The sequence below is a fragment of the Saccharopolyspora griseoalba genome (assembly GCF_042665275.1).
In the GTDB taxonomy this organism is placed as follows: Bacteria; Actinomycetota; Actinomycetes; order Mycobacteriales; family Pseudonocardiaceae; genus Saccharopolyspora; species Saccharopolyspora griseoalba.
In genome coordinates, this window is sequence record NZ_JBHTCJ010000008.1 from 50,576 (window position 1) to 76,593 (window position 26,018).

Here is a 26,018-nt window from a genome sequence, read left to right on the forward strand (position 1 = left end):
CGGAACCAGATCAACGGAAGGGGGCCGACGGTGGCCGAGGAAGGACTGCGGTTGCGCCCGCCGCGCAACCGGGTCGAGAGGCGCGCGATCGCCTGGTGGACCGTGCAGGCGCTGCTCCTCGTGGTGCCCCCGCTGGTGGTGCTGCTGGTGCTGGGCGCGCTCCTGCCCCCGGCGCGCTTCTGGCTGCTGCTCGGCGCGCTGGTGGTGCTCGTGCTCGGGGCCGCCTACGTGGTGGTGATGCCGCAGTGGCGGTTCCGGGTGCACCGCTGGGAGGTCACCGAGGACGCCGTCTACACCGCGGCCGGCTGGCTGCTGCAGGAGTGGCGGATCGCGCCGATGTCGCGGATCCAGACCGTCGACACCGCGCGGGGGCCGATCCAGCAGGTCTTCGGGCTCTCCAGCGTCACCGTCACCACCGCGTCGGCGGCCGGACCGCTGAGCATCGACGGGCTCGACCACCGGCAGGCGCGCGAGATCGTCGAGCAGCTCACCGCCACCACCCAGGCCACCCCGGGAGATGCGACATGAGCGGCGTCTTCGACGGCGGATGGCACCAGCTGGAGCTCAGGTCCACCCTCGCGGTGCTGATCTTCGTGCTCCTCCCGCTGCCGGTGACGCTGCTGATCATGCTGATCGCCGGCGCCGGCGCGATCCCGGTGCTGAGCACCACCGGGATCTGGCTGGCCGTCGCGGCGCTGATCGGCGCCGCCGGGTTCTACGAGTGGCACTTCGCCCGCTACCGGATCACCGCCGAGCGCTTCGAGTTCTCCCGCGGCGGGGTGTTCCGCAGCCACCGCTCGATCCCGCGCGAGCGGATCCGCGCGGTGGACCTCACCGCGAACCCGGTGCAGCGGGTCCTACGCATCGCCACGGTCAAGGTCTCCACCGGCGGCCAGGGCGGCGAGGGCGAGATCCGGCTGGACGCGATCGACCGCGCCGCCGCCGAGGAGATCCGCCGGGGGCTGATCCTGCGCGAGCGGGCTGAGGCCGAACCCGCCGACGGGCTGCTGGCCGAGCTCAACCCGCTGTGGCTGGCCTACTCGGCCCTGACCGTCTCGCTGATGCTCGTGGTCTGGGGCGCGATCGGCTCCGTGGTCGGCAACGCGCAGGAGGTGCTCGCCAGCTGGGGCGTGTGGCGGGAGCTCGGCGACGCCTTCCTCGCGCTCGGCCTGGTGCTCTTCGCGCTGCTCTCGGTCGCCGCCGCGCTCCTGGTCGGCGTGGTCGGGGCGGTGCTGCTGTCCGCGGAGATGTGGTGGGGCTACCGGCTCACCCGCGAGCCCGGCGGCACCCTGCGGGTCACCCGCGGGTTGCTGACCACCCGATCGCTGTCGCTGGAGGAGCGGCGGCTGCGCGGCGTCGAGCTGTCCGAACCGCTGCTGCTGCGCTGGTTCCGCGGTGCCCGGCTCAACGCGGTGGCCACCGGGCTGAACAGCACGCAGGGCTCGGACCAGAAGAAGCAACCGGAGCGCAAGACGCTGCTGCCGCCCGCCCCGCGCACCGAGGCGCTGCGGGTGACGTGGAAGGTGCTGCGGCACAGCGCCTTCGACGTCGCCCTGCGCGGGCACACCCGCCGCGCGCTGCGGCGGCGGATCAACTGGGCGCTGTTCGCCGCGGTCCCGGTGCTGCTGGCCTGCTCCGCGCTGGCGTGGCTGGGCCGGATCCCGGTGTGGCTGGTGGTGCTCGTCGCGGTCCTGGCGCTCGCGATCGGGCTGGGCTTCGCCGTCGACGCGCACCGCAACCTCGGGCACGGCCTCGACGACCGGTACCTCCTGGCCCGGAACGGCAGCGGGCTGCGCAGGACGGTGGCGCTGCAGCGCGACGACATCATCGGCTGGCGGATCAGCCGCACGGTGTTCCAGCGGCGGGCGGGCCTGATGACCGTCGGGGCCACCACCGCGGCGGGCTCCCACATCTACCGGGTGCACGACGTGGACACCGGGACCGGCCTCGCGGTGGCCGACGAGGCCGTTCCCGGGCTAATCGCCCCGTTCCTGCAACGCGACTGAGTCGAACTCGTCCCGCGCCAGGCGCTCCAGGAAGTGCCGCCACTGCCGCCTGGACAGGACGATGCCGACCGCGCGGTCCTTGGTGTCGCGCACCGCGACCTCGTCCCCGGTGAAACCGACCTCGACGCACTGCCCCTGGCCCTGGGTGCGAGTGCTGGTGCGCCAGCCGGTGAAGCCGGCCATCTACAACAACTCCCCTATTCGCCGCTCGATCAGCCGCACCGTGCCCTCCGGAGTCGCCGCGTGCGCGCGGAGGTGGTCCATCATCCTGGTGTAGTTGGCGATCTCGATCTCGCGCTCCAGGTAGAGGCCGCCCACGTGGGTTTCCAGGTAGACCACGTCCGGGTCGATGTGGTTCGCGTAGCGCAGGATCACGAACGGGCCCGCCTGCGCCGGGTGCGCCCCGGCGTCCAGCGGCATGACCTGGACCGTGACGTTGGGCAGCTCGCCGAGCTTGAGCACGTGCTCCAGCTGCCTGCGCAGCACCCCGTCACCACCGACCGGGCGACGCAGCGCCGCCTCGCCGATCACCGCCCACAGCTCCAGCGGGTCCTCCCCGGTGACCCGGTCCTGGCGCTGGATGCGCAGGTCCGCGCGGCGCCCGATCTCCGGATCGGTGGCGCGCACCAGCGTGGACTTGGTGATGGCGTAGGCGTACTCGGGCGTTTGCAGCAGCCCCGGGACGGCCTCGGCCTCGTAGGTGTGGATCTCCGAGGCCTCGGACTCCAGACCGACGTAGGTCTCGTACCACTCGGGCAGCACGTCGCTGTAGGAGTGCCACCAGCCGCGCTTGCGCGCGTCGCGCGCGAGGTTGATCAGCTGATCCCGCTCGGCGCCCTCCACGCGGTAGAAGTCCAGCAGCGCGGTGACGTCGCCGATCGACGGCGAGCGCTTGGCGGTCTCGAACCGCCCGATCTTGGCCTGGGCGCAACCGAGGTGCGCGGCGGCCTGCAGCTGGGTGACCTCGGCTCGCAGCCGAAACCTGCGCAACTCGGCGGCCAACCGGCGACGCCGCACCGTGGGACTGACGTTCATGGACCAATCCTGCACCGAACGCGACACTGCGTCAGCACCCGGTCACCCAGCGGCCCGACCGCGAACCTCGGGCGCTGTCGAGGACTGCGGCGCAGCCGCTGCTCCGAGCGCGGGGATCGACCCGCACCGCCGCGGGTTCTCCAGCGGCTTCGCGGTGAGGACGCCCCCGCGCCGCGCAGGCGGATGCACCACGAGACGGCCCCGCTCGGCCTGCTACCCGCACCGCCACGCGCAGCGACCTCCGAAACCGCCTAGAAGCGCGGGACGTTGCGGAGGTTGCTGCGGGCCAGCTGGACCATCTTGCCCACGCCTCCGGAGAGGACGGTCCGGCTGACCGCCAGCGCGAAGCCCTTCACCTGCTCTCCGGTGATCCGCGGCGGCATGGACAGCGCGTTGGCGTCGGTGACGACGTCGACCAGCGCCGGTCCGGGGTGGTTGAGCGCCTCGCCGATCGCGTCCCGCACCTCGCCGGGCTTTTCGACCCGCTGCGCGTGAATCCCCGCCGCCTTGGCCAGCGCCGCGAAGTCCACCCCGTCGTGGTCGGTGCCGAAGTCCGGCAGGCCGTCGACGAGCATCTCCAGCTTGACCATGCCCAGCGAGGAGTTGTTGAAGGTCACCAGCTTCACCGGCAGCTGATGGGTGCGCAGGCTGAGCAGGTCGCCCAGCAGCATGGACAGCCCGCCGTCGCCGGACATCGAGATCACCTGCCGGCCGGGTTCGGCGAGCTGCGCGCCGATGGCCTGCGGCAGCGCGTTGGCCATCGAACCGTGCACGAAGGACCCGAGCACCCGGCGCTCGCCGTTGGGCGTGATGTAGCGGGCCGCCCACACGTTGCACATGCCGGTGTCCACTGTGAACACGGCGTCCTCGGCGGCCAGGTCGTCGAGCACGTCGGCGACGTACTCCGGGTGGATCGGCACCTGCGTCTCGACGTCGCGGGTGTAGGCCTCGACCACCTTCTCCAGGGTGCCCGCGTGCTCGCGCAGCATCCTGTCCAGGAAGGACCGGTCGGACTTCTGGTTCACCTTGGGCAGCACCGCGCGGATGGTCTCGCCGACGTCGCCGTGCACCGCCAGGTCCAGCTCGGTGCGCCTGCCCAGGTGGCTGGGCTCGATGTCGACCTGCACGGTGCGCTCCTGCGGCAGGAAGTTGTCGTAGGGGAAGTCGGTGCCCAGCAGCACCACCAGGTCCGCCTTGTGCATCGCCTCGTGGCAGGCCCCGTAACCCAGCAACCCGCTCATCCCCACGTCGTAGGGGTTGTCGTACTGGATCCACTCCTTGCCGCGCAGGGCGTGCCCGACCGGCGCGTTGATCCGACCGGCCAGGGCCATCACGTCCCGGTGCGCGCCGCGGGTCCCCGCGCCGCAGAACAGCATCGGGCGCTCGGCGCGGTTGAGCTTGTCGGCCAGCGCGGACACCTGCTCCTGATCGGGCACGACGGTGGGCGGCTCGCACTCCACCACGCCGCTGCCGGTCGGGTGCGTCGCGGGCTGCTCGGCCACGTCGCCGGGCATCACCAGCACCGACACGCCGCGCCGTCCCGCGGCGGTCTGCATCGCGGTGCGCATCAGCCGGGGCATCTGCCCGGCGGTGGAGACCAGCTCGCAGAAGTGCGAGCACTCGTTGAACAGCTCCTCGGGATGGGTCTCCTGGAAGAACCCGGTGCCGATCTGCTCGGACGGGATGTGCGAGGCCAGCGCCAGCACCGGCGCACCGCTGCGGTGCGCGTCGTAGAGGCCGTTGATCAGGTGCAGGTTGCCGGGCCCGCAACTGCCCGCGCACACCGCCAGACTGCCGGTGACCTGCGCCTCCGCACCCGCCGCGAAGGCGGCGGCCTCCTCGTGGCGGACGTGCACCCACTCGATCCCCTCGGTGCGGCGCACCGCGTCGACCACCGGGTTCAGGCTGTCGCCGACGATTCCGTAGATCCGCTTCACCCCTGCTTGCACCAGGATCTCGATGAACTGCTCGGCGACCGTGGGCATCGGACACTCCTCCTGAGTTGGTGGAACTGCCACCACACCGCCTACCCGCCCACCCGCGGAGCTGCAACTCGACGCGGTCGGCTCCCGCTCGTCGCCCTCATCGGCTAGCGTCGTGCGCATGAGTGAGCAGAACCGACTCGAGCCCGGTGACCAGGCGCCGAAGTTCTCGCTGCCGGACGCCGACGGCAACACCGTGTCGCTGGAGGACTACCGCGGCCGCTCGGTGGTCGTGTACTTCTACCCGGCCGCGGCCACCCCGGGCTGCACCAAGGAGGCCTGCGACTTCCGCGACAGCCTCGCGGTGCTCAACGACGCGGGCTTCGACGTGCTGGGCATCTCCCCGGACAAGCCGGCCAAGCTGGCCAAGTTCCGCGACGACCAGGGGCTGACCTTCCCGCTCCTGTCGGACGAGGACCGCGCGGTGATGACCGAGTGGGGCGCCTTCGGCGAGAAGAAGAACTACGGCAAGATCGTCCAGGGCGTCATCCGCTCGACGTTCGTCGTCGACCAGGAGGGCAAGATCGCCACGGCCCTCTACAACGTCAAGGCCACCGGCCACGTCGAGCGCCTCCGCCGCGACCTCGGCCTCTGACCCGGCCTCTTTCATCAGAAGTCCCCTGCGAGCGGCGCTCGCAGGGGACTTCTGATGAAAGAGGCGCCCCGCTAGTCCAGGACCATGTAGACCGCCACGCCCGCGGCGATGACCACCACGAGGTAGCGCAGGAACGTGGCGGGCAGGACCTGGGCGAGCTTGCCGCCGGCGAAGCCGCCGAGCAGCGTGGTGGGCACCAGCATCGCCACCGAGAGCCAGTCGACCGGGGCGATGAGGGCGTAGACGACCAGCGTGGCCGCGCTGCCGATCATGCCCAGCCAGCTCTTCAGCGCGTTGAGCCTGCGCATCGAGTCGGTGGCGGCCAGCACCAGGATCGCGATCAGGATGACGCTGCGCGCCCCGCCGAAGTAGCCGCCGTAGATCGAGGCCAGGAAGATCCCGATGGTCAGGACGAGCGTGCGGTCCGGGGCGCCCTCGGCCGGCGCGCCCAACCACTTGCGGATCGTCGGCTGGAAGGCCATCAGCACCGCCGACAGCCCGACCAGGGCGGGCACCACCGCGTCGAAGACCTCGCTGGGCAGCACCATCAGCAGCACGCAGCCGATGGCCGAACCCACGACCGCGGCGGCCGAGGTCGTCCACAACCGGCGCCGGTTGCCGCGCAGGTCGTCGCGCTGGCTGACCGCCGCGCCGACGAAACCGGGGCCCTGGGCCACCGAGTTGGTCACGTTGGCCACCAGCGGCGGCATCCCGGTCGCCAGCAGCGCCGGGAAGACCAGCAGGGAACCACCACCGGCGACCGCGTTCACCGCGCCGGAGAGGAATCCGACGACGACGATGAGGGCCGGTTCGAGCCAATCGGTGAACACGAACCGAAGTTAGCCGCCGAGCCGCCCCTTGCCCCCACCGGGGCGAGGCGGCTCACACCTCATTCCGCCAACTTCCGCAACGAGGGCAGCAGGAGGCGCAGCGCACGACCGCGGTGCGAGTCGGCGTCCTTCTCCTCCGGGGAGAGCTCCGCGGAGGTCCGCGTCTCACCCTCCGGGACGAAGATCGGGTCGTAGCCGAAGCCGTTGCCGCCCCGCTCCTCCCGGATGATCCGGCCGCGCCACTCGCCGCGCACGACGGTCTCGGTGCCGTCCGGCAGCACCAGAGCGGCCGCCGAGACGAACGCACCGCCGCGCCGCTCGTCGGGCACGTCGGCGAGCTGGCCCAGCACCAGGTCCAGGTTGGCCTGGTCGTCGCCGTGCCGACCGGCCCAGCGCGCCGAGAGCACGCCGGGCATCCCGTTGAGCGCGTCGATCTCGATGCCGGAGTCGTCGGCGACCGCGGGCAGACCGGTCTCCCGCGCCGCGTCGGCGGCCTTGGCGACGGCGTTCTCCTCGAAGGTGGCACCGGTCTCCGGCGCCTCCGGGAACTCCGGCACGTCGGACAGGCCGACGACCTCCAGCCCGAGCTCCTCGGCCTGCACGATCCGGCGCAGCTCGACCAGCTTCTTCTGGTTGCGCGTCGCCAGCAGCACGCGGGTCACTTCGCGCTCCCCGGCAGCTCGCCCGGGTAGGGCTCGGCCAGCGCGGCGGCCTGCGCCTCGGACAGCTGCGCGCAGCCGGCCAGCGCGAAGTCCAGCATCTGGTCCATCGTGGACCGCGTGTAGGTGGCGCCCTCGCCGGTGCCCTGCACCTCGACCAGGGTGCCGTGGTCGGTGGCGACCACGTTCATGTCCACCTCGGCGCGCGAGTCCTCCTCGTAGGGCAGATCCAGCCGGACCCGGCCGTCCACCACGCCGACGCTGACCGCCTGGATCGAGCAGGACAGCGGCTTGGGGTCGTGCAGCTTGCCCGCCGCGCCCAGGTAGGTGATCGCGTCGGCCAGCGCCACGTAGGCACCGGTGATCGCGGCGGTCCGGGTGCCGCCGTCGGCCTGGATGACGTCGCAGTCCAGGGTGATGGTGTTCTCGCCCAGCGCGGCCATGTCGATGCAGGCGCGCAGCGACCGGCCGATCAGCCGGGAGATCTCGTGCGTGCGGCCGCCGATGCGGCCCTTCACCGACTCGCGGGAACCGCGGGTGTTCGTCGCCGACGGCAGCATCGCGTACTCGGCGGTCACCCAACCGAGCCCGGAGCCGGTGCGCCAGCGGGGCACCCCGTCCTGCACGCTGGCCGCGCACAGCACCCGGGTGCGGCCGAATTCGACCAGCACGGAGCCCGCCGGCCAGTCCTGATAACCGCGCGTGATGCGCACCTTCCGGAGCTCGTCGTCGCTCCGCCCATCCGATCTCGCCACGCGTCAAGCCTAAGCCCCGGCCGCCACCTCCCGGCCGAGGGCCCGCCACCAACCGCGACGACCCCGCGCAGCGCGCCGCCGGCCGCTCCGCTCGTCAGAGCGCCGGTGGACTTCCGATGAAAGGAGCGAGCCGGGCGAGGTCAGATCTCGTGGGTGGCGTCCGGGGCGGCCAGCTCCAGGGGCCCGGGGAAGACCTCCCGGGCCTCGGCGAGGATCGCCTGGTGATCGGTCCACGGGACCAGGTGCGTCAGCAGCAGGCGACGGGCACCGGCCTCGGCGGCCACCGAGGCCGCCTGGCGGCCGGACAGGTGCACGCCCCGCGGCGCGGTCGGGTGGTCCTCCCAGGAGGCCTCCGCCAGGAACAGGTCGGCGCCCGCGGCGAGCTCGGCGAGCCGGCCGCAGGGCCCGGTGTCGCCGGTGTAGGCCAGCACCTTGCCCTCGGCCTCGACCCGGTAGCCCCAGGTCGGGCACAGGTGCTCCATCGGCACCGCGGTCACCGCGAACGGGCCGATGCGCAGCGGCTCCCGCGGGATCGGGCGGAAGTCGAAGACGTCCGATAGGTCGGTCTCGGCCAGCTCGGCCGCGGTCGGGGCGTAGAGCTGGGCGAACCGCTGCGGCGCGTACTCCGGGGCGATCACCGGCAACCGGTGCTCGCGCGTGTCGTACGGCGGGTTCGGCCGGTAGCGGCGCAGCACGGTCAGCGCGCCGAAGTCCGCGCAGTGGTCGGGGTGCAGGTGGCTGAAGAGCAGCGCGTCCACGGCGAACGGGTCGAGGTGGCGCTGCAGCGCCCCGAGGGTGCCGTTGCCCAGGTCGAGGACGATCCGCGTGCCACCGGACTCCAGCAGGTAGCCCGAGGCGGGCGAGTCGGGCCCGACGATGCTGCCCGAGCAGCCCAGAACGGTCAGCTTCATGCCGCGGGCTCCGTCCGCAACGGGCGCACCGCGTCCGCGGCGGGGGCGCCGCCGAGGAAGCGCCGGGCGAGCTTGGCGAACCGCTCGGGCTCGCCGGTGACCTGGAACTCGTGCTCGGGCACGTGACGCGGCTCGGCCAGCAGGTCGCCCTCGGTGAGCAACCGCACCACGTCCTTGGCGGTCTCCTCCGCGCTGGACACCAGCGTCACCTGCTCGCCCATCGCCAGCTGCAGCACACCGGTGAGCAGCGGGTAGTGCGTGCAGCCCAGCACCAGGGTGTCGACGTCGGCCTGCTGCAGCGGGTCGAGGTAGTTCTGCGCGAGGCCGAGGACCTGGCGACCGCTGGTGATCCCGCGCTCGACGAACTCGGCGAACCGCGGGCAGGCCGCGGTGGTCAGCTCGATGTTCGGCGCGGCGGTGAAGGCGTCCTCGTAGGCGCGCGAGCGGATGGTGGCGTCGGTGCCGATCACGCCGACCCTGCCGTTGCGGGTGGTCGCCGCCGCGCGGCGGGCGGCGGGCAGCACTACCTCCACCACCGGGATGCCGTAGCGCTCGCGGGCATCGCGCAAGCAGGCCGAGGAGGCCGTGTTGCAGGCGATGACCAGCATCTTCACCCCGTCTTCGACCAGCTCGTCGGTGATCGCCAGGGTGCGCGAGCGGATCTCGGCCAGCGGCATCGGACCGTAGGGTGCGTTGGCGGTGTCCCCGACGTAGCGCAGCGTCTCGCCGGGAAGCTGATCCATGATCGCGCGGCTCACGGTCAACCCGCCGACGCCGGAATCGAAGACCCCGATCGGAGCGTTGGTCACCCGGTCAGTGTGCCAGGAGGTCGCCGCGAATCCCGCCGCGCCGTGCTGCGCGCCACCAGCCATGTGGCCAGCACCCCACCGAGCGCGCCGAAGAGGTGCCCCTCCCAGGAGATGCCCGGCTGGCCGGGCAGCACGCCCCAGAGCATCCCGCCCCAGTAGACGAACAGCACCACCGCGACCAGGATCTGGCCCGCGCTGCGCTGGACGAACCCGCGCAGCAGCAGGAACACCATCCAGCCGAAGATCACCCCGGAAGCGCCGAGGTGGACCCCGGGGGTGGCACCGATCATCCAGGTGCCGGCGCCGGCGACCAGCCAGACCACCGCGGTCACGCCGATGAACTGGCGGAGCCCGCCCGCCAGCACCAGCCAGCCCAGCACCAGGAACGGCACCGAGTTGCTGATCAGGTGCGGCCAGCCGGCGTGCAGCAGCGGGGCCCACAGGACGCCGTCGAGGCCGTCCGGATCGCGCGGCAGGATGCCGTTGCCCTCGAGGTCCTGCGGCGGGGTGGCGCGGTCGTAGAACTCGATCCCGTAGAGCACCGCGAGGGCCGCGAGCATGCCGATCGCGGACCCGAGCGGGTTCGCGGGCAGCACGCGCGGGCGACGGCGTTCGATCGGTCGGGTCACACCCCGAGCTTACGACTCGCAGGAGGGCTTCGGGTCGGGGACAACCCGCAGATTTGCGGCGAACCGGCCGTCAAGATCAGCTTCACCGCGCCGCGCGCGGCCGACCCCTCCCCTCGCGATAGGGTTCGGGCCGTTGCCCCGAGTGGTTGAAAGGTGAAGCGTGCTCGCCCAGGCCGACATCGCATTACCGGCGGCCGCGCGCTGCGGACGGGCGCCGACCTGGGACGTCGGCACCGGAACGCTGCTGTGGACCGATCCGCCGTCCCGGACCGTGCACCGCTTCCGCCCGGGCGGGGGCAACGCCACCATGCAGGTCCCGCAGCCCGCGGGCGGCGCCAAACCGCGCAGCCGCGGCGGGGTGGTGCTGCACCTGGCCGAGGGCATCGCGCTGTTCGACGCGCACGGCGAGACCCGGACCTGGCTGGCCTACTGGGGGCGCGAGGGCTTCACCGGCGGGGCGACGCTGGTCGATCGCCGCGGTCGGCTGTGGGCCAGCACGGTCCGCGCCGACGAGGGCGGGCAGGGCTGGCTCGTCCGGGTCGGCCCGGACGGTTCGGCCGGCGTGCTGCTCGACGACCTGCGCGCCGGGCTGGGCCTGGGCTGGAGCCCGGACGACACCCGGCTCTACGTCGCCGACGCCGGGACCGGCCGCGTGGACGTGCTCGACTTCGACCTCGCCACCGGTTCGGCCGGCAACCGCCGCGCGCTGTGCGAGGTGGGCGGCGAGCCCGCCGGTCTGGCCGTGGCCGCCGACGGCGCCATCTGGACCGCGGTGCGGGACAAGGGCGAGCTGCACCGCTACGCGTCCACCGGCGAGCTGCTCGACTCGGTCCCGCTGCCCGCGAAGCGCCCGACCGGCCTGTGCTTCGGCGGCGCGGACCTCACCGACCTCTACATCACCACCGCGACCGACGACGTCCCCGAGCCGGGCGAGGCCGACGGCGCCCTCCTGGCCCTCCGCGACCTCCCGGAGGGCCTGCGCCCCCACGCCTTCACGGGTTGAGCGCCCTTTTTCATCAAGAGTCCCCGAGCGCATCGCGCTCGGGGACTCTTGATGAAAAGAGGGCTCAGGCCCAGAGCTGGCCTTCGAGCCGCTGGGCGGCCTCGTCGAGGGACCCGCTGTAGGCGCCGGTGGAGAGGTACTTCCAGCCCGCGTCGGCGACCACGAAGGCGATGTCGGCGGACTCGCCCTCGGCAGCGGCCTTCTCGGCGATCGTCAGGGCCGCGTGCAGCACGCCGCCCGTCGAGATCCCCGCGAAGACGCCCTCGCTCTCCAGCAGCTGCCGGGTGCGGCGCAGGGCGTCGTAGGAGCCCACGGAGAAGCGCCTGCTCAGCACGCTCTCGTCGTAGAGCTCCGGGACGAAGCCCTCGTCGAGGTTGCGCAGCCCGTAGACCAGCTCGCCGTACCGGGGCTCGGCCGCGACCACCTGCACGCCGGGCTGGTTCTCCCGCAAGTAGCGACCGACGCCGACCAGGGTGCCGGTGGTGCCCAGTCCCGCCACGAAGTGCGTGATGGTCGGCAGGTCGCGCAGGATCTCCGGACCGGTGGTGCGGAAGTGCGCGTCGGCGTTGGCCTGGTTGCCGTACTGGTAGAGCATCACCCAGTCCGGGTTCTGCTCGGCCAGCTCCTTGGCCATCGCCACGGCCTGGTTCGACCCGCCCGCGGCCGGGGAGGAGATGATCCGCGCACCGTAGGCCTGCAGCAGCTGGCGCCGCTCCTCGGAGGTGTTCTCCGGCATCACGCACACCAGGCCGTAGCCCTTGAGCTTGGCGGCCATGGCCAGCGAGATCCCGGTGTTGCCCGAGGTCGGCTCCAGGATCGTGCAGCCCGCGGTGAGCCGGCCCTCCTTCTCGGCGGCCTCGATCATGTTCAACGCCGCCCGGTCCTTGATGGAGCCGGTCGGGTTGCGGTCCTCCAGCTTCGCCCACAGCCGGACGTCCGGTGCCGGCGAGAGGTGCGGCAGCCCGACGAGCGGGGTGTCCCCCAGCGCGTCCAGCAACGAGTCGAATCGAGCCACGAGAGCTCCCGTCAGCGCATGCCGCCGGCCACGGCCGGCAGGATGGTCACGTTGTCGCCGTCGGAGACCTTGGCCTCGAGACCACCGGAGAAGCGCACGTCCTCGTCGTTGACGTAGACGTTGACGAACCGGTGCAGGTTGCCCTCCTTGACCAGGCGGTCCTTGAGGCCGTTGTAGTTCGCGTCCAGGTCGTCGATGACGCCGGCGAGCGTGTCGCCCTTGGCCTCGACGGACTTCTGGCCGTCGGTGTGGGTCCGCAGGATGGTGGGGATGGAAACGTTGACTGCCATGGGGGAACCTCCTGTCCACAAAGGACTTGATAGGGAACGCGAACAGCGGAAGGGGCGAGCCGCGGGTCAGCCGCGGTCGGGGACCTCGTCGCTACCGGTGTGGGCGAACATGTACGACTCCACGACCTCCACCGGCTCTTCGGTGACCTCGCCGTCGAGGATCCGGTAGGAACGCAGCTCATGGGTCTCGGGGTCCCGCGTGGACACGAGCACGTAGTGCGCGTTGGGTTCCGAGGCGTAGGAGATGTCGGTGCGCGACGGGTATGCCTCGGTCGAGGTGTGCGAGTGGTAGATGACCACCGGCTCCTCGTCGGCGGCGTCCATCTCGCGCCACACCTTCAACTGCTCGGCGCTGTCGAACCGGTAGAAGGTCGGCGACCGCTCGGCGTTGATCATCTCGACCATGCGCTCGGGGCGATCGGACCCCTCCGGTCCGGCAATCACGCCGCACGCCTCGTCCGGGTGGTCCCGTCGGGCATGCGCGACCATCGCGTCCACGAGGTCGCGTCGGATCACCAGCACAGCAACCATCCTAGTAGGTGGGGCACCGAGCTCCCAGCATGTGAAATGCCGAGGTCGGGTGCGCTTTCGTCAGGGCAAACGCCGCACCACGATGATTCATTCCAGCGCGGAGGGGTAGAGGCGCGTGTAGCAGGTCACCTCGCCCACCGGCCGCGCGGCGAGCACGGCGTCGACGATGGCCCGCTCGACCACCCCGGCCGCCGCGGCGGTGATCTCGTCCACGCGCAGCGCCCAGCCCGGCTCGCCGACCGGCGGCAGCGCCGCGCCGGTGCCGGTGCCGGTGGCCAGGGCGAACATGGTGTCGCCGTCGACCAGCAGGTGCGCCGGGCGCACCGCGCGGGCCAGCGCGTCCTGCGCGGCGACCGCCAGCCGCTGGCACTCCGGCTTGCTCAGCCGCAGGTCGGTGGCCACCACGCCGATCGTGGTGTTCAGCGGCCGGTCGATCGGACCGCGCCTGCCCGGGCGGACCTCGTGGGCGGCGCGGGCGGCCTCGACCTCCGCGGCCGACGGTGCGCGCAGGCCGTCGGCGGCGGTCCAGGGCAGGCCGGTGTCCGGATCGATCGGCGAGCCGGAGGCGTTGACCGCGACCAGCGCGCCGATGGTGGTGCCGTCGGGGAGCACCGCGCTGGCGGTGCCGATGCCGCCCTTGACCGGGCCGGCGACCGCGCCGGTGCCCGCGCCGATGTTTCCCCGCCGCGCGTCCGCGCCCGCGTTCTCGCAGGCCAGGTGGCCCAGCTCGGCGTCGGGCCGGTTGCCCCAGTCGTTCATCGGCAGGTCGAAGATCACGGCGGCGGGCACCACCGGGACGACCTGCCCCGGCGCTCCCACCGGAACCCCGTGGCCGCGCTCGCCCAACCAGCGCATCACGCCGTCGGCGGCGGCCAGACCGTAGGCGCTGCCGCCGGTGAGGGTGACGCCGTGGACCTGCTGCACCAGGTGGTCGGCGGTGAGCACGTCGGTCTCCCTGGTGCCCGGACCGCCACCGCGCACGTCGACCGCGCCCGTCGCGCCGTCCGGGGTGAGCACCGCGGTGACCCCGGTGGCCCAGCGCTCGTCGAGGCGCTGCGCGTGCCCCACCGACACGCCGGAGACGTCGACCAGCGCGTTCCGCTCACCCGGCCGCATCGGCCCTCCTCCGTCGCGCAGCTCGCCCCGGAACGCACCCCGGGGCGCGGTTCCTCGTCGCCGCTCAGTCCATCAGGGCCGAGACCAGGCTGTCCTGCACCCAGGTGAGCCACTGGTAGACCCCGAGGTGCTCCCGGCGGAGGTCGTCGTCGGGCAGCTCGTCGGGCATGTCCTCCTCGATGTCCAGCGCGGTGCCCAGCGCCAGCCGGACGTCGTTGATCGCCGACAACCAGCCGTCCGCCTGCTCGCCGGTGAGCTGGACCTCGCCGCCCATCTTCGGGCAGGTCTCCAGCACCAGGCTCGCGTTGCCGGTCTTGGCCTCCAGCAGCTCGGGCTCGTGCAGCGAGCGCATCGCGCCCGCCGCGTCGGCCTCGTCCTCGTCGGTGTCGCCGGTGATCGGGTCGCGGCGGTAGAAGTCGGGCAGCAACCGCTCCAGCACCCGGTCCTCCGGCGGGGTGGTCGGCCCGGTGCGGATCCCGGTCAGCTGCGCGAGCTCGTCCTCGGGGGCCTCGTCGGCGCGGGCGGTGAGCATGTCCTTGATCTGCCCGACCAGTCCCCGGATGACGGCGGCCTCCTGCTGGGAGAGCTCAGCCTGCACGTGGCCGTTCTTGCGGGTCCAGCCGTCCACTCACGAATCCTTCTGCATCGTTGCCCACAGCCCGGCGGCGTGCAGCTTGGCCACATCGCCCTCGACCTTCTCCTTGGAGCCCGAGGACACCGCCGCCCGTCCCTTGTGGTGCACGTCCAGCATCAACTTCGTCGCGTGGTCCTTGGAGTACCCAAAGACCTTCTGGAGCACGTAGGTCACGTAGGACATCAGGTTCACCGGGTCGTTCCAGACCACGGTCACCCACGGCTTGTCCTCGGTGCCTGCGGCGTCCGGCTCGAGTTGCGCGCGCTCGGCTTCAGCGGGCGAGGTCATGGTTCCATCGTCGCACGCGCCGGTAACGGCCGTGTCGAGCGCACGGGCAATTCGGAACGCCGCACGTCCCCGGGTTCCCCCACGCGGACCACGTAATGTTCCGGGCATGAGCTCTAGCACCGCGCTGCTGACCGACCAGTACGAGCTGACCATGCTCGCCAGCGCCCTGCGCGACGGGACCGCGCACCGCCAGTGCGCCTTCGAGGTGTTCACCCGGCGGCTGCCGCACGGGCGCCGCTACGGAGTGACCGGCGGGACCGGACGGGTGCTGGAGGCCATCGAGAACTTCCGCTTCGGCGAGGACGAGCTCGCTCAGCTGGCGGACAACCGCGTGGTCGACGAGCGGACCCTGGAGTGGCTGCGCGACTACCGCTTCTCCGGCCAGGTCGACGGCTACCCGGAGGGCGAGCTGTTCTTCCCCGGCTCGCCGCTGCTCACCGTGCGCGGCAGCTTCGCCGAGGCGGTGGTGCTGGAGACGGTCGTGCTGTCGATCCTCAACCACGACAGCGCGATCGCCGGTGCCGCGGCGCGCATGGTCTCGGCGGCCAACGGCAGGCGGATCATCGAGATGGGCTCGCGGCGCACCCACGAGGAGTCGGCGGTCTCGGCCGCGCGGGTGGCCTACCTCGCGGGGTTCACCGCCACCTCGAACCTGGAAGCCGGGCGCCGCTACGGCATCCCGACCGCGGGCACCGCCGCCCACGCCTTCACCCTCCTGCACGACTCGGAGCGCAAGGCCTTCGAGTCGCAGGTCGCCGCGCTGGGCACCGGCACCACCCTGCTGGTCGACACCTACGACATCACCAAGGGCATCGAGCTGGCCGTGGAGGTCGCGGGACCGGAGCTGGGCGCGGTGCGCATCGATTCCGGGGACGTGGGCGTGCTCGCGCGGCAGGCCAGGGAGCAGCTCGACCGCCTGGGCGCCACCAGCACCCGCATCGTGGTCTCCGGCGACCTGGACGAGTACGCGATCGCGGCGCTGCGCGCCGAGCCGGTCGACGGCTACGGCGTCGGCACCTCGCTGGTCACCGGGTCCGGCGCGCCGACCGCCGAGATGGTCTACAAGCTCGTCGAGGTCGAGGACCGCCCGGTGGCCAAGCGCAGCTCGCACAAGGAGTCCCGCGGCGGGCGCAAGGCCGCGGTGCGCAGGCACAAGGAGACCGGCACCGCGGTCGAGGAGGTCGTGTTCCACCCGGACTCGCCGCCGGAGCTCGGTCCGCACGACCGGCACCTGCAGGTGCCGCTGATCCGCGACGGCCAGCGGGTCGACGGGCTGCCGACGCTGGAGGACGACCGCCAGCGGCTCCGGCACGCCCTGGTCACCCTCCCGTGGGAGGGATTGAAGCTCTCCCAGGGCGAGCAGGCCATTCCCACCACCTTCCGGCAGCCCTGAAACCGGGGGAGAATCGGAACCATGACCGGCAAGGCCCTGATCGTGGTGGACGTGCAGAACGACTTCTGCGAGGGAGGCGCGCTGGCCGTCGGCGGCGGCGCCGGGGTCGCGGCGGCCATCTCCGAGCACATGGCCTCGGCGCGCTACGACCACGTGGTGGCCACCAGGGACTACCACGTCGACCCCGGTGAGCACTTCAGCGAGCAGCCGGACTTCGTGCGCTCCTGGCCGCGGCACTGCGTCGCGGGCACCCCGGGCGCGTCGTTCCACCCGGACCTGGACGTCGGACCGGTGGAGGCGGTGTTCTCCAAGGGCCAGCACAGCGACGGCTACTCCGGTTTCGAGGGCAGCACCGGCCGGGACACGCTGTACTCCTGGCTGTCCGAGCGGGGCGTCACCGAGGTCGACGTGGTCGGCATCGCCACCGACCACTGCGTCCGCGCCACCGCGCTGGACGCCAACGACCACGGCCTGACGACCGCGGTCCGCCTCGACCTCACCGCCGGCGTGTCCGAGGAGACCGTGACCACCGCCCTGACCGACCTCACCGACGCCGGCATCACCCTCCTCGGCACCCCGATCGTCCACTCCTGACCCACCACCCGCCCCCGACGGCAAGTTCCCTCGAATTCGGCGGGCGGAACTCGAGGGAATTGCAGGTTTGCCCGGTCGGGCGGTCGGGATCGGGCGCGTCGGGGTTGCGGGTCGGGCAGGTGCCCGGGGGTGACGGGGGTGCGCGGTAGGTTCTCCGACGTGCCCACCTCCGTCCCGCACTGGAATGACCCGGACGCGTTCGCGCCGGACGCCGACGACGAGCTCCCGCCGGAGATCGCCGACGACCTCGCGAAGGCGGGCAAGTCCTCGCGGGAGGAACCCGCGCTCCCGCTGGCCAAGCGGCGGCAGGAGATCCCCGATCTGGACACCCTGCTCAAGACCGCCGTGGCCGCCGTCGGGGGCTCGCCGCGCGAGGGGCAGACCAAGATGGCCGCCGCGGTGACGCGCACCATCGAGTCCGGCGAGCACCTCGCGGTGCAGGCGGGCACCGGCACCGGCAAGTCGCTGGCCTACCTGGTGCCGGCCATCCGCCACGCGGTCGCCGAGGGGACCACCGTGGTCGTGTCCACCGCGACCATCGCGCTGCAGCGCCAGCTGGTCGACCGCGACCTCCCGAGGCTGTCCGACGCGCTCGAGGACGCCCTGGGCAGGCGACCGACGTTCGCGATCCTCAAGGGCCGCCGGAACTACCTGTGCCTGAACCGCGTCCACGGCAACGCCCCGGAGGAGCCCGACGAGGACGCCCTGTTCGACGCCTTCGCCGCGTCCGCGCTGGAACGCCAGGTCAAGCGGGTCCAGGAGTGGGCGACCGAGACCGAGACCGGCGACCGCGACGAGCTCGTCCCGGGGGTCACCGACCAGGCCTGGCGGCAGCTGTCGGTCAGCGCCAAGGAGTGCCTGGGCGTGCACCGCTGCCCGGTGGGCACCGACTGCTTCGCCGAGAAGGCGCGCGGCGAGGCCGGCCGGGCCGACATCGTGGTCACCAACCACGCGCTGCTGGCCATCGACGCGCTCGACGAGCGGCCGGTGCTGCCCGAGCACGACGTGGTGCTGGTCGACGAGGCGCACGACCTGGTCGACCGGGTCACCTCCGCGGCCACCGGCGAGCTCACCGGTGGTGCGGTCAAGCAGGCCGCCCGCCGCTGCGGCCGCGCCGTCGACGAGCAGACCGCCGACAAGCTCACCGAGGCCTCCGAGGGCCTGGAGCTGGTCCTCGCCGACGCCTCCCCCGGACGCCTGGAGGAGATGCCCGAGGCCCTCGGCGGCGCGCTGGCCGCGGTGCGCGACGCCGCTTGGGCCTGCATCAACGCCCTCGGCCCCGAGCGCAAGGAGGACGCCGAGGGCAGCACCGCGCGCAAGCTCGCGCACGCGGTCACCGAGGAGGTGCACGACACCGCGGTCCGGCTGCTGGCGGCCTTCGACTCCGACAAGCCGCACGACGTGGTGTGGGTGGCCGCCGATCCGAACCGGTCGCCTGCGGTCCGGGTGGCTCCGATCGGCGTCGGCGGGCTGCTCCGCGAGCGCCTGTTCGGGCAGCGCACGACCGTGCTGACCTCGGCGACCCTGGAGCTCGGCGGCTCCTTCGACACGCTGGCCAAGCAGTGGGGCCTGCCGCCGCAGCAGCGGGCCGAGCCCGCCGAGGGCATGGCCACCGCCAAGGAGGTGCCCTCCGACGGCGGAACGCTGAAGTGGACCGGCCTGGACGTCGGGTCGCCGTTCGAGCACCAGCGCAGCGGCATCCTCTACATCGCCCGCGAGCTGCCCCCGCCGGGCCGCGACGGTTTGCAGCCGAAGGTGCTCGACGAGCTCACGGAGCTGGTCGAGGCCGCCGGGGGCCGAACGCTGGGGCTGTTCTCCTCCAAGCGCGCCGCCGAGCAGGCCACCGAGGCGCTGCGCGGGCGCCTGTCCACCCCGGTGCTGTGCCAGGGCGAGGACACCACCTCGCTGCTGGTGCAGCGGTTCGCCGACGACCCGGCGACCTCGCTGTTCGGCACCCTGTCGCTGTGGCAGGGCGTGGACGTGCCCGGCGAGTCGTTGTCGCTGGTGGTGATGGACCGCATCCCGTTCCCGCGCCCGGACGACCCGCTGGCCTCGGCGCGCCAGCAGGCCGTCTCGGAGCGGGGCGGCAACGGCTTCCTGACCGTCGCGGGCACGCACGCGGCGCTGCTGCTGGCGCAGGGCGCTGGGCGGCTGCTGCGGTCGGCGTCCGACCGCGGGGTGATCGCGGTGCTCGATCCGCGGTTGGCGACCGCTCGGTACGGGGGTTTCCTTCGGGCCTCGCTGCCGCCGTTCTGGACCACCCACGACGGGGAGGTCGTCCGCGGCGCGCTGCGCCGCCTCACCGCGGGCTGATCGCTCCGCCGGGCGGTGGGGCGCGGCGGGCCGCGCCGCCAGCGGCGCGCGTGACCGCAGGCACGACCGCTCCGCTACTGCGCGGTCACCGGGTAGGTTGTCCGGGATTCGGTCGTCGATGGCACCGACCGGCCGACAACCTCGAACGATCCGCTTGGGAGATGCCGTGTCCGCCCCACGTCAGACCGCGCCTGCCGCCGACCTGGCCCGCACGGTGGTGTTCGCCGCGTTCATCGCCGTCCTCGGGCTCTTCCCCGGCTTCTACCTCGCGGGCGCGGCCGTGCCGGTGGTGCTGCAGAACGCCGGTCCGCTGCTGGCGGGCAGCGTCCTCGGCGCCCGGCGCGGGACCGCTTCGGTGCTGCTGTTCGTGGCGTTGACGGCGATCGGGCTGCCGCTGCTGTCCGGTGGCCGCGGCGGCATCGCGCCGTTCATCGGCCCCAGCGGGGGCTTCCTGCTCGGCTGGATCCTGTCGGCGCTGGTGGTGGGCCTGATCGTGGGGCGCTCGGCGAAGCCGGGCATCGCGGTCCTGCTGCTGGCCAACCTCGCCGGTGTGGCGGCCGACTACCTGATCGGCATCCCCTACTGGGGTCTGATGATCGGCGATCTGCCCTCGGCCGCGGTTCAGTCCCTGGTGTTCCTGCCCGGTGACGCGGTGAAGCTCGTGGCGGTCTCGCTGATCGCGGTCGCCGTGCACCGCGCCGCGCCGCAGGCGCCGGCCGGGACGCGGCGGCCGGCCGAGAGCTGACGATGTTCCCGGTCCTCGGGCGCGAGCCCACCTCCGGCATCGCCGGTGAGCTGACCGCGACGCAGCTGGCGGACGCCGCGCGCCGCGCGGGCCGCCGGCTGCCGCAGGGCTCCCGCGTGGTCATCTCCGGAACCGGCGAGACCGCCCGGCTGGTCCACTTCCTCGGCGCCGACCTGGCCGGGTGCGCCGCGCTGCTGACCGATCCGGAGTGGCCGGACGCCGCGGCCGTGCTCGCCGACGCCCGACCCGACGCGTTCATCGACGTGACCGCGCCTCCCGGCCCGGACCTGGGCACCGAGCTGCCGGTGGGCGACGAGTCGACCTGGTTCTACCTGCCCACGACCTCGGGCAGCACCGGCCGGCCGAAGGTGCTGGCCCGCTCGCGCCGTTCCTGGCTGCGCAGCTTCGAGGCGCTGGGCGTCGACCTCGACGAGCGCGACCAGGTGCTGATCCCCGGGCCGCTGAGCTCCTCGCTGTTCCTCTTCGGCGCCCTGCACGCGCTTCGGGGCGGGGCCGAGCTGCGGCTCCTCGGGCGCTGGTCGGCACCGGCGGCCGCCGAGGCGGCGCGGTGGTCGACCGTCGTGCACCTGGTCCCCGCGCAGCTGTCGGCGCTGCTGACCGTGCTGGAGCGCGATCCGGCGCTGCGCGCCGAGTGCGGGCTGCGGCTGGTGGTCTGCGGTGGGGCGAAGGTCGAGCCGGCCTTGGAGCTCCGGCTCGCCGAGGCGCTGCCGGGGTGCCGTCTCGTCGAGTACTACGGCTCCGCCGAGCACTCGCTGATCGCGGTCCGGCACGGCGGCGCGCTGCGGCCGGTGGTCGACGTCGAGGTCGTCGACGGACGGCTCCGGGTGCGCTCCGAGCTGTCCTTCGACGGCTACCTGGAGGGCGGCGAGCTCGTCCGACCCGGCACCGACCGCACCGGTGACCGGGCGATCCAGCACCCCGACGGGTCGCTGGAGATCCTCGGTCGCGAGGGCGCCGTGATCGACACCGGTGGGCGCCTGGTCGCCGCGGAACCGGTGGAGGCGGTGCTGCGCGAGATCGACGGCGTGCTGGACGTGGTCGTGACCGCCACCGCGCACCCGCGCTTCGGCTCGCTCGTCACCGCCGTCGTCGAAGGCGATGCGCGGTTGCCGCGGCTACGCGCCGAGGCCCGCGAGAGGCTGCACCCGAGCGAGCGGCCGCGGCGCTGGCTGACCGTCGAAGCGCTGCCGCGCACCGCCTCCGGCAAACCGGCCAGGGCGCTGATCGCCGAACGGCTTCGCACCGGGGAGCCGCTGTGCCCCCGGTGATCATCGCGGCGCGGCGCACCCCCATCGGCGAAGCCGGTGGAGTGCTCGCCAACCGGTCGGTCGACGAGCTGGCCGCCCCGGTGCTGCGCGCGGTCCTCGACGACGCCGGGGTCGATCGGGTCGACGACGTGCTGCTCGGCAACGTCCTCGGCCCCGGCGGGAACCCCGCTCGGGTCGCCGCGCTGCGCGCCGGGCTGGGCGAGGCGACTCCGGGCATGACGATCGACCGGCAGTGCGCCAGCGGGCTCTCGGCGATCACCACCGCCGCCTCGATGGTCACCGGCGACGAGTTCTTCCTGGCCGGTGGCGCGGAGAGCCCGTCGACCGCGCCGTGGCGGGCGTGGCGTCCCCGGACGCCCACCGAGCCGCCGCGGTTCTACCAGCGAGCACCGTTCGCCCCGGCCGAGATCGGCGACCCGGACATGGGGCCGGCGGCCGACCTGGTGGCCGCCGAGGCCGGGATCGGCAGGCAGCGGCAGGACGCCTTCGCCGCGCGCAGCCACGCCCGCGCGGTGGCCGCCCAGGACGCGGGCCGCTTCGACGCCGAGCTCGTGCCGATCGGTCCGGCGCGCGCCGACGAGCGGCCCCGCCGCGGCTTCACGCCCGAGCGCCTCGCCCGGTTCCGGCCCGCCTTCACCTCGGAGGGCACGGCGACGGCCGCGAACTCCTGCGGTATCAATGACGGTGCGGCTGCGGTGCTGGTGACCAGCGAGGAGCAGCGCGTCAGGCTGGGCGTGCCGGGTTTGCGGCTGCTGGGCGCGCGGACCTCCGGCGCGGACCCGAACCGGCTCGGGCTCGGCGCGGTGCCCGCGATGCGCGCATTGCGCGAGCGGCACGAACCCGAGGTCGTGGAGTTCAACGAGGCGTTCGCGGGTCAAGCGCTGGCGTGCCTGGACGCGGCGGGCATCGACGACGAGCTCGCCGGACCGGACGGCGGGGCGATCGCGCTCGGGCACCCCTGGGGCGCGTCGGGCGCGGTGCTGGTGGTCCGGCTGTTCAGCCGGATGGTCCGCCAGGACGGGCCGCGGATCGGCATGGCCGCGCTGTCCTCGGGCGGCGGGCTCGGCGTGGCGACGATGTGGGAGCGAGTGGGTTGATCGAGTTCGAAGGCGTCGGTCACGACTACGACGGGCGCGCGGTGCTGCGGGACGTCGACCTGGAGCTGCCCGAGCGGCGGGTCGCGTTCGTCGGCGCCAACGGCTCCGGCAAGTCCACGCTGGCCCGCGCGATCAACGGCCTGGTGCACCCCACCAGCGGGAAGGTGCTGGTCGACGGCGTGGACCCGGTGCGCAGCGGCCGCGAGGTGCGGCGCCGCGTCGGGTTCGTGTTCACCAACCCGGACAGCCAGATCGTGATGCCCACCGCGGGCGAGGACGTGGCGTTCTCGCTGCGCAAGCAGGGCCTGTCCAAGGCGGAGCGAGCCCGCCGCGCTGCCGAGGTGCTCGCCGAGCACGGGCTGGGCGGCTACGCCGAGCACCCCGCGCACCAGCTCTCCGGCGGGCAGAAGCAGCTGCTCGCGCTGTCCTCGATGCTGGCCCTGGAGCCGGACGTGCTGGTCTGCGACGAGCCGACGACGCTGCTGGACCTGCGCAACAAGCGGCACTTCGCCGAGGTCCTCGCCGGGCTGCGCCAGCAGGTCGTGCTGGTGACCCACGACCTGGAGCTGCTGGCGGACTTCGACCGGGTGATCGTGCTGGAAGCGGGCCGGGTGGTGGCCGACGACGAACCGCGCGCGGCGGTGAGCTTCTACCGGGAGCTGGTCGGGTGAACCCGCTGGGGCTCTACGAACCCGGCAGCAGCGCGCTGCACCGCCTCGGCGCGGGCTGGAAGCTGCTGGGGCTGCTGGCGTTCGCGATCCTGACCTTCGTCCTCGACTCCCCCGCCGCGCTGGCCGCGCCGGTCGCGGCGGTCGTGTCCGGTTACGCGCTCGCCCGGATCCCGCTGCGCCGATGCTGGCAGCTGGCCAGGTTCCTGGTGCCGCTCGTGGTGATCGTGCTCGCGCTGCAGTGGTGGATGCTCGGCTCCGACCGGGCGCTGGTGATCAGCACGCGGCTGCTCGCCGCGCTCGCCGCGGCCAACCTGTTCACGCTGGTCACGCGGGTCGACGACCTGGTGAGCGCGGTGGAGCGGGCGATGCGGCCGCTGCGCCGGTTCGGGGTGCGCCCGGAGTCGGTGGGCCTGCTCGTCGGGCTCACGCTGCAGGCCGTGGCCGCGCTGTCCGGCATCGCCGGCGACGTGCGCGAGGCCCAGCGGGCCCGCGGCGCGGAGCGCTCCGTGCCGGCCTTCGCCGTCCCGTTCCTGGTCCGCACCCTCCGCCACGCCGACGACCTCGGCGAAGCCCTGGCAGCCCGCGGCGTCGGGGACGACTAGCCCCTTCGCACCGAACGTCCCGGCTCGCACGAGGGGACGAGCCCTTTTGCGGTCAGGAGGACGGCCACTGCGCCAGGACCGTCACCGTGCCCGGGTCGACCTCGGTGAACCCGGCGTCCCGGACCACCGCGACGCCGTGCGAGCGCCAGGCCGACTCCGGGTCGTCGCCCGGGTGCCGCTTCGCCCAGGTCTCCTCGTCGGCCTGGCGGACCGAGCAGGGGTAGCCCGCGTCCCGCCAGGCGCCCAGCTCGGCGTCCATGCCGTCGCCGTGCAGCAGCGCGGCCAGGATCATCGTGGCGTGCCCGACCTGGGCCGCCGACTTGCCCGCGCTCATCGGCACGTCCGGCGGCAGCCACAGCACCGGCGCGTCCGGCTTCACCGGACCGGGCTCGTCGACCGCCAGCTCGCTGCCGGAGATCTGCAGCCTGCTGAGCTCCTTGGGCATGTCGGCCACCCGCATCGGCAGGAACGCGCGCACCTGCGCGGCGCCGACCTCGACGGTCACGCCGGGCAGCTCCTGCACGGCGTCCCAGTGCGAGCCGCGGGCGCGGCGGGCCACCTTGCGGATGCGGCCGGAGATCCAGCCGCGCATCGCCTCGTGCCACTCGCCGCCCTCGGCGCAGCGCTCGTCGAGGCACACCGCCAGCGCGGCCGCCGCGGACGCCTCCAGCAGCGCCGTGCGCTCCGGCGGGTCGTTGCGCTCGATGCGCAGCACCATCGGCATCAGCACGACGTTGTCGGGGTCCTCGTCGGAGATGTCCGCGGTGGCCTCGCCGGGCAGCGAGAGCCACGAGGCGTACCGGGCGACGAGCGGGTCGAGCACGTTCAGCACGCTCCGCTCAACCCCGGTGAGCGCCTCGCTGTTCCGGCCCGGGGTCAAGGTCACATCTCCAGCGGGACCCGCCGCAGCTCCCCGTCCTCGGCGTCGGCGGCCTCGATCTCGGCGCGGGTGACGCCCAGCACGAACAGCACCGTGTCCAGGAACGGGTAGGACAGCGCGGTGTCGGCGACCTCGCGCAGCGCGGGCTTGGCGTTGAACGCCACGCCCAGGCCGGCCGCGGAGAGCATGTCGATGTCGTTGGCGCCGTCGCCGACCGCCACGCACTGCGCGGAGGGCACGCCGTACTCCTGGGCGAACCGGCGCAGCGCCTTGGCCTTGCCCGGCCGGTCCACGATCTCGCCGATCACCTTGCCGGTGAGCTTGCCGTCGACTACCTCCAGGTCGTTGGCGGCGGCGAAGTCCAGGCCGAGCTCGTCGACCAGCGAGTCGATGATCTGGGTGAAGCCGCCGGAGACCACGCCGGTGTGGAAGCCCAGCCTGCGCAGGGTGCGGATGGTGGTGCGGGCGCCGGGGGTGAGCTCCAGCTCGGCGGCGACCTCGTCGAGCACCGTGGCGGGCAGGCCCTCTAAGACCGCCACGCGCTGGCGCAGCGACTCCGCGAAGTCCAGCTCGCCGCGCATCGCGCGCTCGGTGACCTCGCGGACCTGGTCCTCGCACCCGGCGCGGCGGGCCAGCATCTCGATGACCTCGCCCTGGATCAGCGTGGAGTCGACGTCGAAGACCACCAGCCGCTTGGCGCGCCGGGACAGGCCGGTGCGCTCGACGGCCAGGTCCACGCCGGAGCGCGCGGCGATGTCGGCGATCGCCTGGGCCAGCGCCTCGTCGTCGTCCCAGTCGGGGGCGGAGACCTTCAGCTCCAGCCCGGTCACCGGGTAGTCGGCCACGCGGTGGATCGCGTCGATGTTGACGTCGATGTCCGCGAGCGCGCGGGAGACCTCGCTGAAGTGGCGGGCCGTGACCGGCTGGCCGAGCACCACCACCACGTGCGTGGAGCCGAGCTGGGCCGCCTCGCCGTCCTCGGCGTCGAGGGTGACCTCGACGCCCATGCCGACGGTGGCCATCGCCTGCTCGATGGACTCCTGGAGCCTCTCCGGATCGTTCTCGGTCGATACCAGCACGCCGAGCGTCAGCCGACCGCGGATGACTACCTGCTCCACGTCGACGATGTCCACTCCGTGGCTGGTCAGCGCGGCGAACAGCACTGAGGTGACGCCGGGCTTGTCCTTTCCGGTCACGGTGATCAGCACGGTGGTCGCATTCGAGCTCACGACTGCGGTTGTTCCCCTCTATCCGAGAAAGCGGGCAAAACGCACGAGCCCCGGCGGGCCATCGGCCCGCCGGGGCTCGCCGTCGAGCTGACCCCACCCTGGCACACCCGTACCGTT

At 73.1% G+C, this 26,018-nt stretch carries 29 protein-coding genes; 12 read left to right on the forward strand and 17 right to left on the reverse strand.

Going from position 1 to position 26,018, the window contains the following annotated elements:
- Window positions 1-30: 30 nt before the first annotated feature.
- The gene (locus ACFQRI_RS16525) at window positions 31-528 is read left to right on the forward strand and encodes a PH domain-containing protein (RefSeq protein ID WP_380669496.1); all 498 of its coding nucleotides are present in this window, start codon (window positions 31-33) and stop codon (window positions 526-528) included.
- Window positions 525-2,006, forward strand: a complete 1,482-nt coding sequence (locus tag ACFQRI_RS16530) for a PH domain-containing protein (protein WP_380669498.1) — start codon at window positions 525-527, stop codon at window positions 2,004-2,006. Before ACFQRI_RS16525 ends, ACFQRI_RS16530 begins: the two co-directional genes overlap by 4 nt.
- Here the strand turns inward: ACFQRI_RS16530 and ACFQRI_RS16535 are convergent.
- The 3 genes from ACFQRI_RS16535 to ACFQRI_RS16545 form a co-directional block, all read right to left on the reverse strand.
- A complete protein-coding gene (locus ACFQRI_RS16535; protein WP_380669500.1) occupies window positions 1,977-2,189 on the reverse strand; it encodes a DUF397 domain-containing protein in 213 nt (70 codons plus the stop codon). The genes ACFQRI_RS16530 and ACFQRI_RS16535 overlap by 30 nt on opposite strands.
- Window positions 2,190-3,041 (reverse strand): helix-turn-helix domain-containing protein, encoded by an 852-nt coding sequence (locus ACFQRI_RS16540; protein WP_380669502.1) that lies wholly within the window; start codon window positions 3,039-3,041, stop codon window positions 2,190-2,192.
- A 251-nt stretch (window positions 3,042-3,292) separates the two neighbouring features.
- The gene (locus ACFQRI_RS16545) at window positions 3,293-5,026 is read right to left on the reverse strand and encodes a pyruvate dehydrogenase (RefSeq protein WP_380669504.1); all 1,734 of its coding nucleotides are present in this window, start codon (window positions 5,024-5,026) and stop codon (window positions 3,293-3,295) included.
- 118 nt (window positions 5,027-5,144) lie between these two features.
- Between ACFQRI_RS16545 and bcp the strand changes: the two genes are divergently transcribed.
- Window positions 5,145-5,618, forward strand: coding sequence for a thioredoxin-dependent thiol peroxidase (bcp, locus tag ACFQRI_RS16550; protein ID WP_380669506.1), 474 nt, complete (start codon window positions 5,145-5,147; stop codon window positions 5,616-5,618).
- Window positions 5,619-5,689: 71 nt separating this feature from the next.
- Here the strand turns inward: bcp and ACFQRI_RS16555 are convergent, their stop codons facing one another.
- The 6 genes from ACFQRI_RS16555 to ACFQRI_RS16580 all read right to left on the reverse strand — a co-directional run bounded on the left by ACFQRI_RS16555 (window position 5,690) and on the right by ACFQRI_RS16580 (window position 10,211).
- Window positions 5,690-6,448, reverse strand: coding sequence for a sulfite exporter TauE/SafE family protein (locus tag ACFQRI_RS16555; protein ID WP_380669508.1), 759 nt, complete (start codon window positions 6,446-6,448; stop codon window positions 5,690-5,692).
- Between the two features lie 59 nt (window positions 6,449-6,507).
- Window positions 6,508-7,110, reverse strand: coding sequence for an RdgB/HAM1 family non-canonical purine NTP pyrophosphatase (rdgB, locus tag ACFQRI_RS16560; protein WP_380669510.1), 603 nt, complete (start codon window positions 7,108-7,110; stop codon window positions 6,508-6,510).
- Window positions 7,107-7,862 (reverse strand): ribonuclease PH, encoded by a 756-nt coding sequence (gene rph, locus ACFQRI_RS16565; protein ID WP_380669512.1) that lies wholly within the window; start codon window positions 7,860-7,862, stop codon window positions 7,107-7,109. The genes rdgB and rph overlap by 4 nt, the downstream gene beginning before the upstream one ends.
- Window positions 7,863-8,002: 140 nt before the next feature.
- Window positions 8,003-8,773: an MBL fold metallo-hydrolase gene (locus tag ACFQRI_RS16570; RefSeq protein ID WP_380669514.1), complete on the reverse strand. Its 771-nt coding sequence runs from the start codon at window positions 8,771-8,773 to the stop codon at window positions 8,003-8,005.
- The gene (murI, locus tag ACFQRI_RS16575) at window positions 8,770-9,582 is read right to left on the reverse strand and encodes a glutamate racemase (protein WP_380669516.1); all 813 of its coding nucleotides are present in this window, start codon (window positions 9,580-9,582) and stop codon (window positions 8,770-8,772) included. Before murI ends, ACFQRI_RS16570 begins: the two co-directional genes overlap by 4 nt.
- Window positions 9,579-10,211, reverse strand: coding sequence for a rhomboid family intramembrane serine protease (locus ACFQRI_RS16580; protein ID WP_380669518.1), 633 nt, complete (start codon window positions 10,209-10,211; stop codon window positions 9,579-9,581). Before ACFQRI_RS16580 ends, murI begins: the two co-directional genes overlap by 4 nt.
- A 160-nt stretch (window positions 10,212-10,371) precedes the next feature.
- Here ACFQRI_RS16580 and ACFQRI_RS16585 point away from each other — a divergent pair, with 160 nt between their 5' ends.
- Window positions 10,372-11,214 carry an SMP-30/gluconolactonase/LRE family protein gene (locus tag ACFQRI_RS16585; protein WP_380669520.1) on the forward strand — a complete coding sequence of 281 codons (843 nt, stop codon included), beginning with the start codon at window positions 10,372-10,374 and terminating at the stop codon, window positions 11,212-11,214.
- A 64-nt stretch (window positions 11,215-11,278) separates the two neighbouring features.
- On the opposite strand, the gene ACFQRI_RS16590 is transcribed toward ACFQRI_RS16585, so the two are convergent.
- The 6 genes from ACFQRI_RS16590 to clpS form a co-directional block, all read right to left on the reverse strand.
- Window positions 11,279-12,229 (reverse strand): PLP-dependent cysteine synthase family protein, encoded by a 951-nt coding sequence (locus ACFQRI_RS16590; protein WP_380669522.1) that lies wholly within the window; start codon window positions 12,227-12,229, stop codon window positions 11,279-11,281.
- 11 nt (window positions 12,230-12,240) lie between these two features.
- Window positions 12,241-12,519 (reverse strand): MoaD family protein, encoded by a 279-nt coding sequence (locus ACFQRI_RS16595; protein ID WP_380669524.1) that lies wholly within the window; start codon window positions 12,517-12,519, stop codon window positions 12,241-12,243.
- Between the two features lie 66 nt (window positions 12,520-12,585).
- A complete protein-coding gene (locus tag ACFQRI_RS16600) occupies window positions 12,586-13,041 on the reverse strand; it encodes a M67 family metallopeptidase (protein ID WP_380669526.1) in 456 nt (151 codons plus the stop codon).
- A gap of 96 nt (window positions 13,042-13,137) precedes the next feature.
- Complete coding sequence (locus ACFQRI_RS16605; RefSeq protein ID WP_380669528.1) at window positions 13,138-14,166, reverse strand: P1 family peptidase; 1,029 nt, start codon at window positions 14,164-14,166, stop codon at window positions 13,138-13,140.
- Between the two features lie 64 nt (window positions 14,167-14,230).
- Entirely contained in the window at window positions 14,231-14,794 is a 564-nt protein-coding gene (locus tag ACFQRI_RS16610) for a DUF2017 domain-containing protein (RefSeq protein ID WP_380669530.1), read from the reverse strand.
- A complete protein-coding gene (clpS, locus tag ACFQRI_RS16615) occupies window positions 14,795-15,088 on the reverse strand; it encodes an ATP-dependent Clp protease adapter ClpS (protein ID WP_344134887.1) in 294 nt (97 codons plus the stop codon).
- 106 nt (window positions 15,089-15,194) lie between these two features.
- Here clpS and ACFQRI_RS16620 point away from each other — a divergent pair, with 106 nt between their 5' ends.
- The 8 genes from ACFQRI_RS16620 to ACFQRI_RS16655 all read left to right on the forward strand — a co-directional run bounded on the left by ACFQRI_RS16620 (window position 15,195) and on the right by ACFQRI_RS16655 (window position 23,792).
- Window positions 15,195-16,481 (forward strand): nicotinate phosphoribosyltransferase, encoded by a 1,287-nt coding sequence (locus tag ACFQRI_RS16620; protein WP_380669532.1) that lies wholly within the window; start codon window positions 15,195-15,197, stop codon window positions 16,479-16,481.
- Window positions 16,482-16,502: 21 nt separating this feature from the next.
- Window positions 16,503-17,075, forward strand: a complete 573-nt coding sequence (locus ACFQRI_RS16625; protein ID WP_380669534.1) for an isochorismatase family protein — start codon at window positions 16,503-16,505, stop codon at window positions 17,073-17,075.
- Between the two features lie 159 nt (window positions 17,076-17,234).
- On the forward strand, window positions 17,235-19,388 hold the full coding sequence (locus ACFQRI_RS16630) for an ATP-dependent DNA helicase (RefSeq protein WP_380669536.1): 2,154 nt from the start codon (window positions 17,235-17,237) through the stop codon (window positions 19,386-19,388).
- A gap of 118 nt (window positions 19,389-19,506) precedes the next feature.
- Window positions 19,507-20,133: a biotin transporter BioY gene (locus ACFQRI_RS16635; protein WP_380669538.1), complete on the forward strand. Its 627-nt coding sequence runs from the start codon at window positions 19,507-19,509 to the stop codon at window positions 20,131-20,133.
- 2 nt (window positions 20,134-20,135) lie between these two features.
- Entirely contained in the window at window positions 20,136-21,422 is a 1,287-nt protein-coding gene (locus ACFQRI_RS16640; protein ID WP_380669540.1) for an AMP-binding protein, read from the forward strand.
- A complete protein-coding gene (locus ACFQRI_RS16645) occupies window positions 21,419-22,519 on the forward strand; it encodes a thiolase family protein (RefSeq protein ID WP_380669907.1) in 1,101 nt (366 codons plus the stop codon). The genes ACFQRI_RS16640 and ACFQRI_RS16645 overlap by 4 nt, the downstream gene beginning before the upstream one ends.
- The gene (locus tag ACFQRI_RS16650) at window positions 22,516-23,190 is read left to right on the forward strand and encodes an energy-coupling factor ABC transporter ATP-binding protein (RefSeq protein WP_380669542.1); all 675 of its coding nucleotides are present in this window, start codon (window positions 22,516-22,518) and stop codon (window positions 23,188-23,190) included. The genes ACFQRI_RS16645 and ACFQRI_RS16650 overlap by 4 nt, the downstream gene beginning before the upstream one ends.
- Window positions 23,187-23,792 (forward strand): energy-coupling factor transporter transmembrane component T family protein, encoded by a 606-nt coding sequence (locus tag ACFQRI_RS16655; RefSeq protein ID WP_380669544.1) that lies wholly within the window; start codon window positions 23,187-23,189, stop codon window positions 23,790-23,792. Before ACFQRI_RS16650 ends, ACFQRI_RS16655 begins: the two co-directional genes overlap by 4 nt.
- 52 nt (window positions 23,793-23,844) lie before the next feature.
- On the opposite strand, the gene ACFQRI_RS16660 is transcribed toward ACFQRI_RS16655, so the two are convergent.
- Together ACFQRI_RS16660 and serB are read right to left on the reverse strand one after the other, a co-directional pair.
- Window positions 23,845-24,621, reverse strand: coding sequence for a peptidyl-tRNA hydrolase (locus ACFQRI_RS16660; RefSeq protein ID WP_380669909.1), 777 nt, complete (start codon window positions 24,619-24,621; stop codon window positions 23,845-23,847).
- A 53-nt stretch (window positions 24,622-24,674) separates the two neighbouring features.
- Entirely contained in the window at window positions 24,675-25,901 is a 1,227-nt protein-coding gene (gene serB / locus ACFQRI_RS16665) for a phosphoserine phosphatase SerB (protein WP_380669546.1), read from the reverse strand.
- Between the last annotated feature and the right edge of the window lie 117 nt (window positions 25,902-26,018).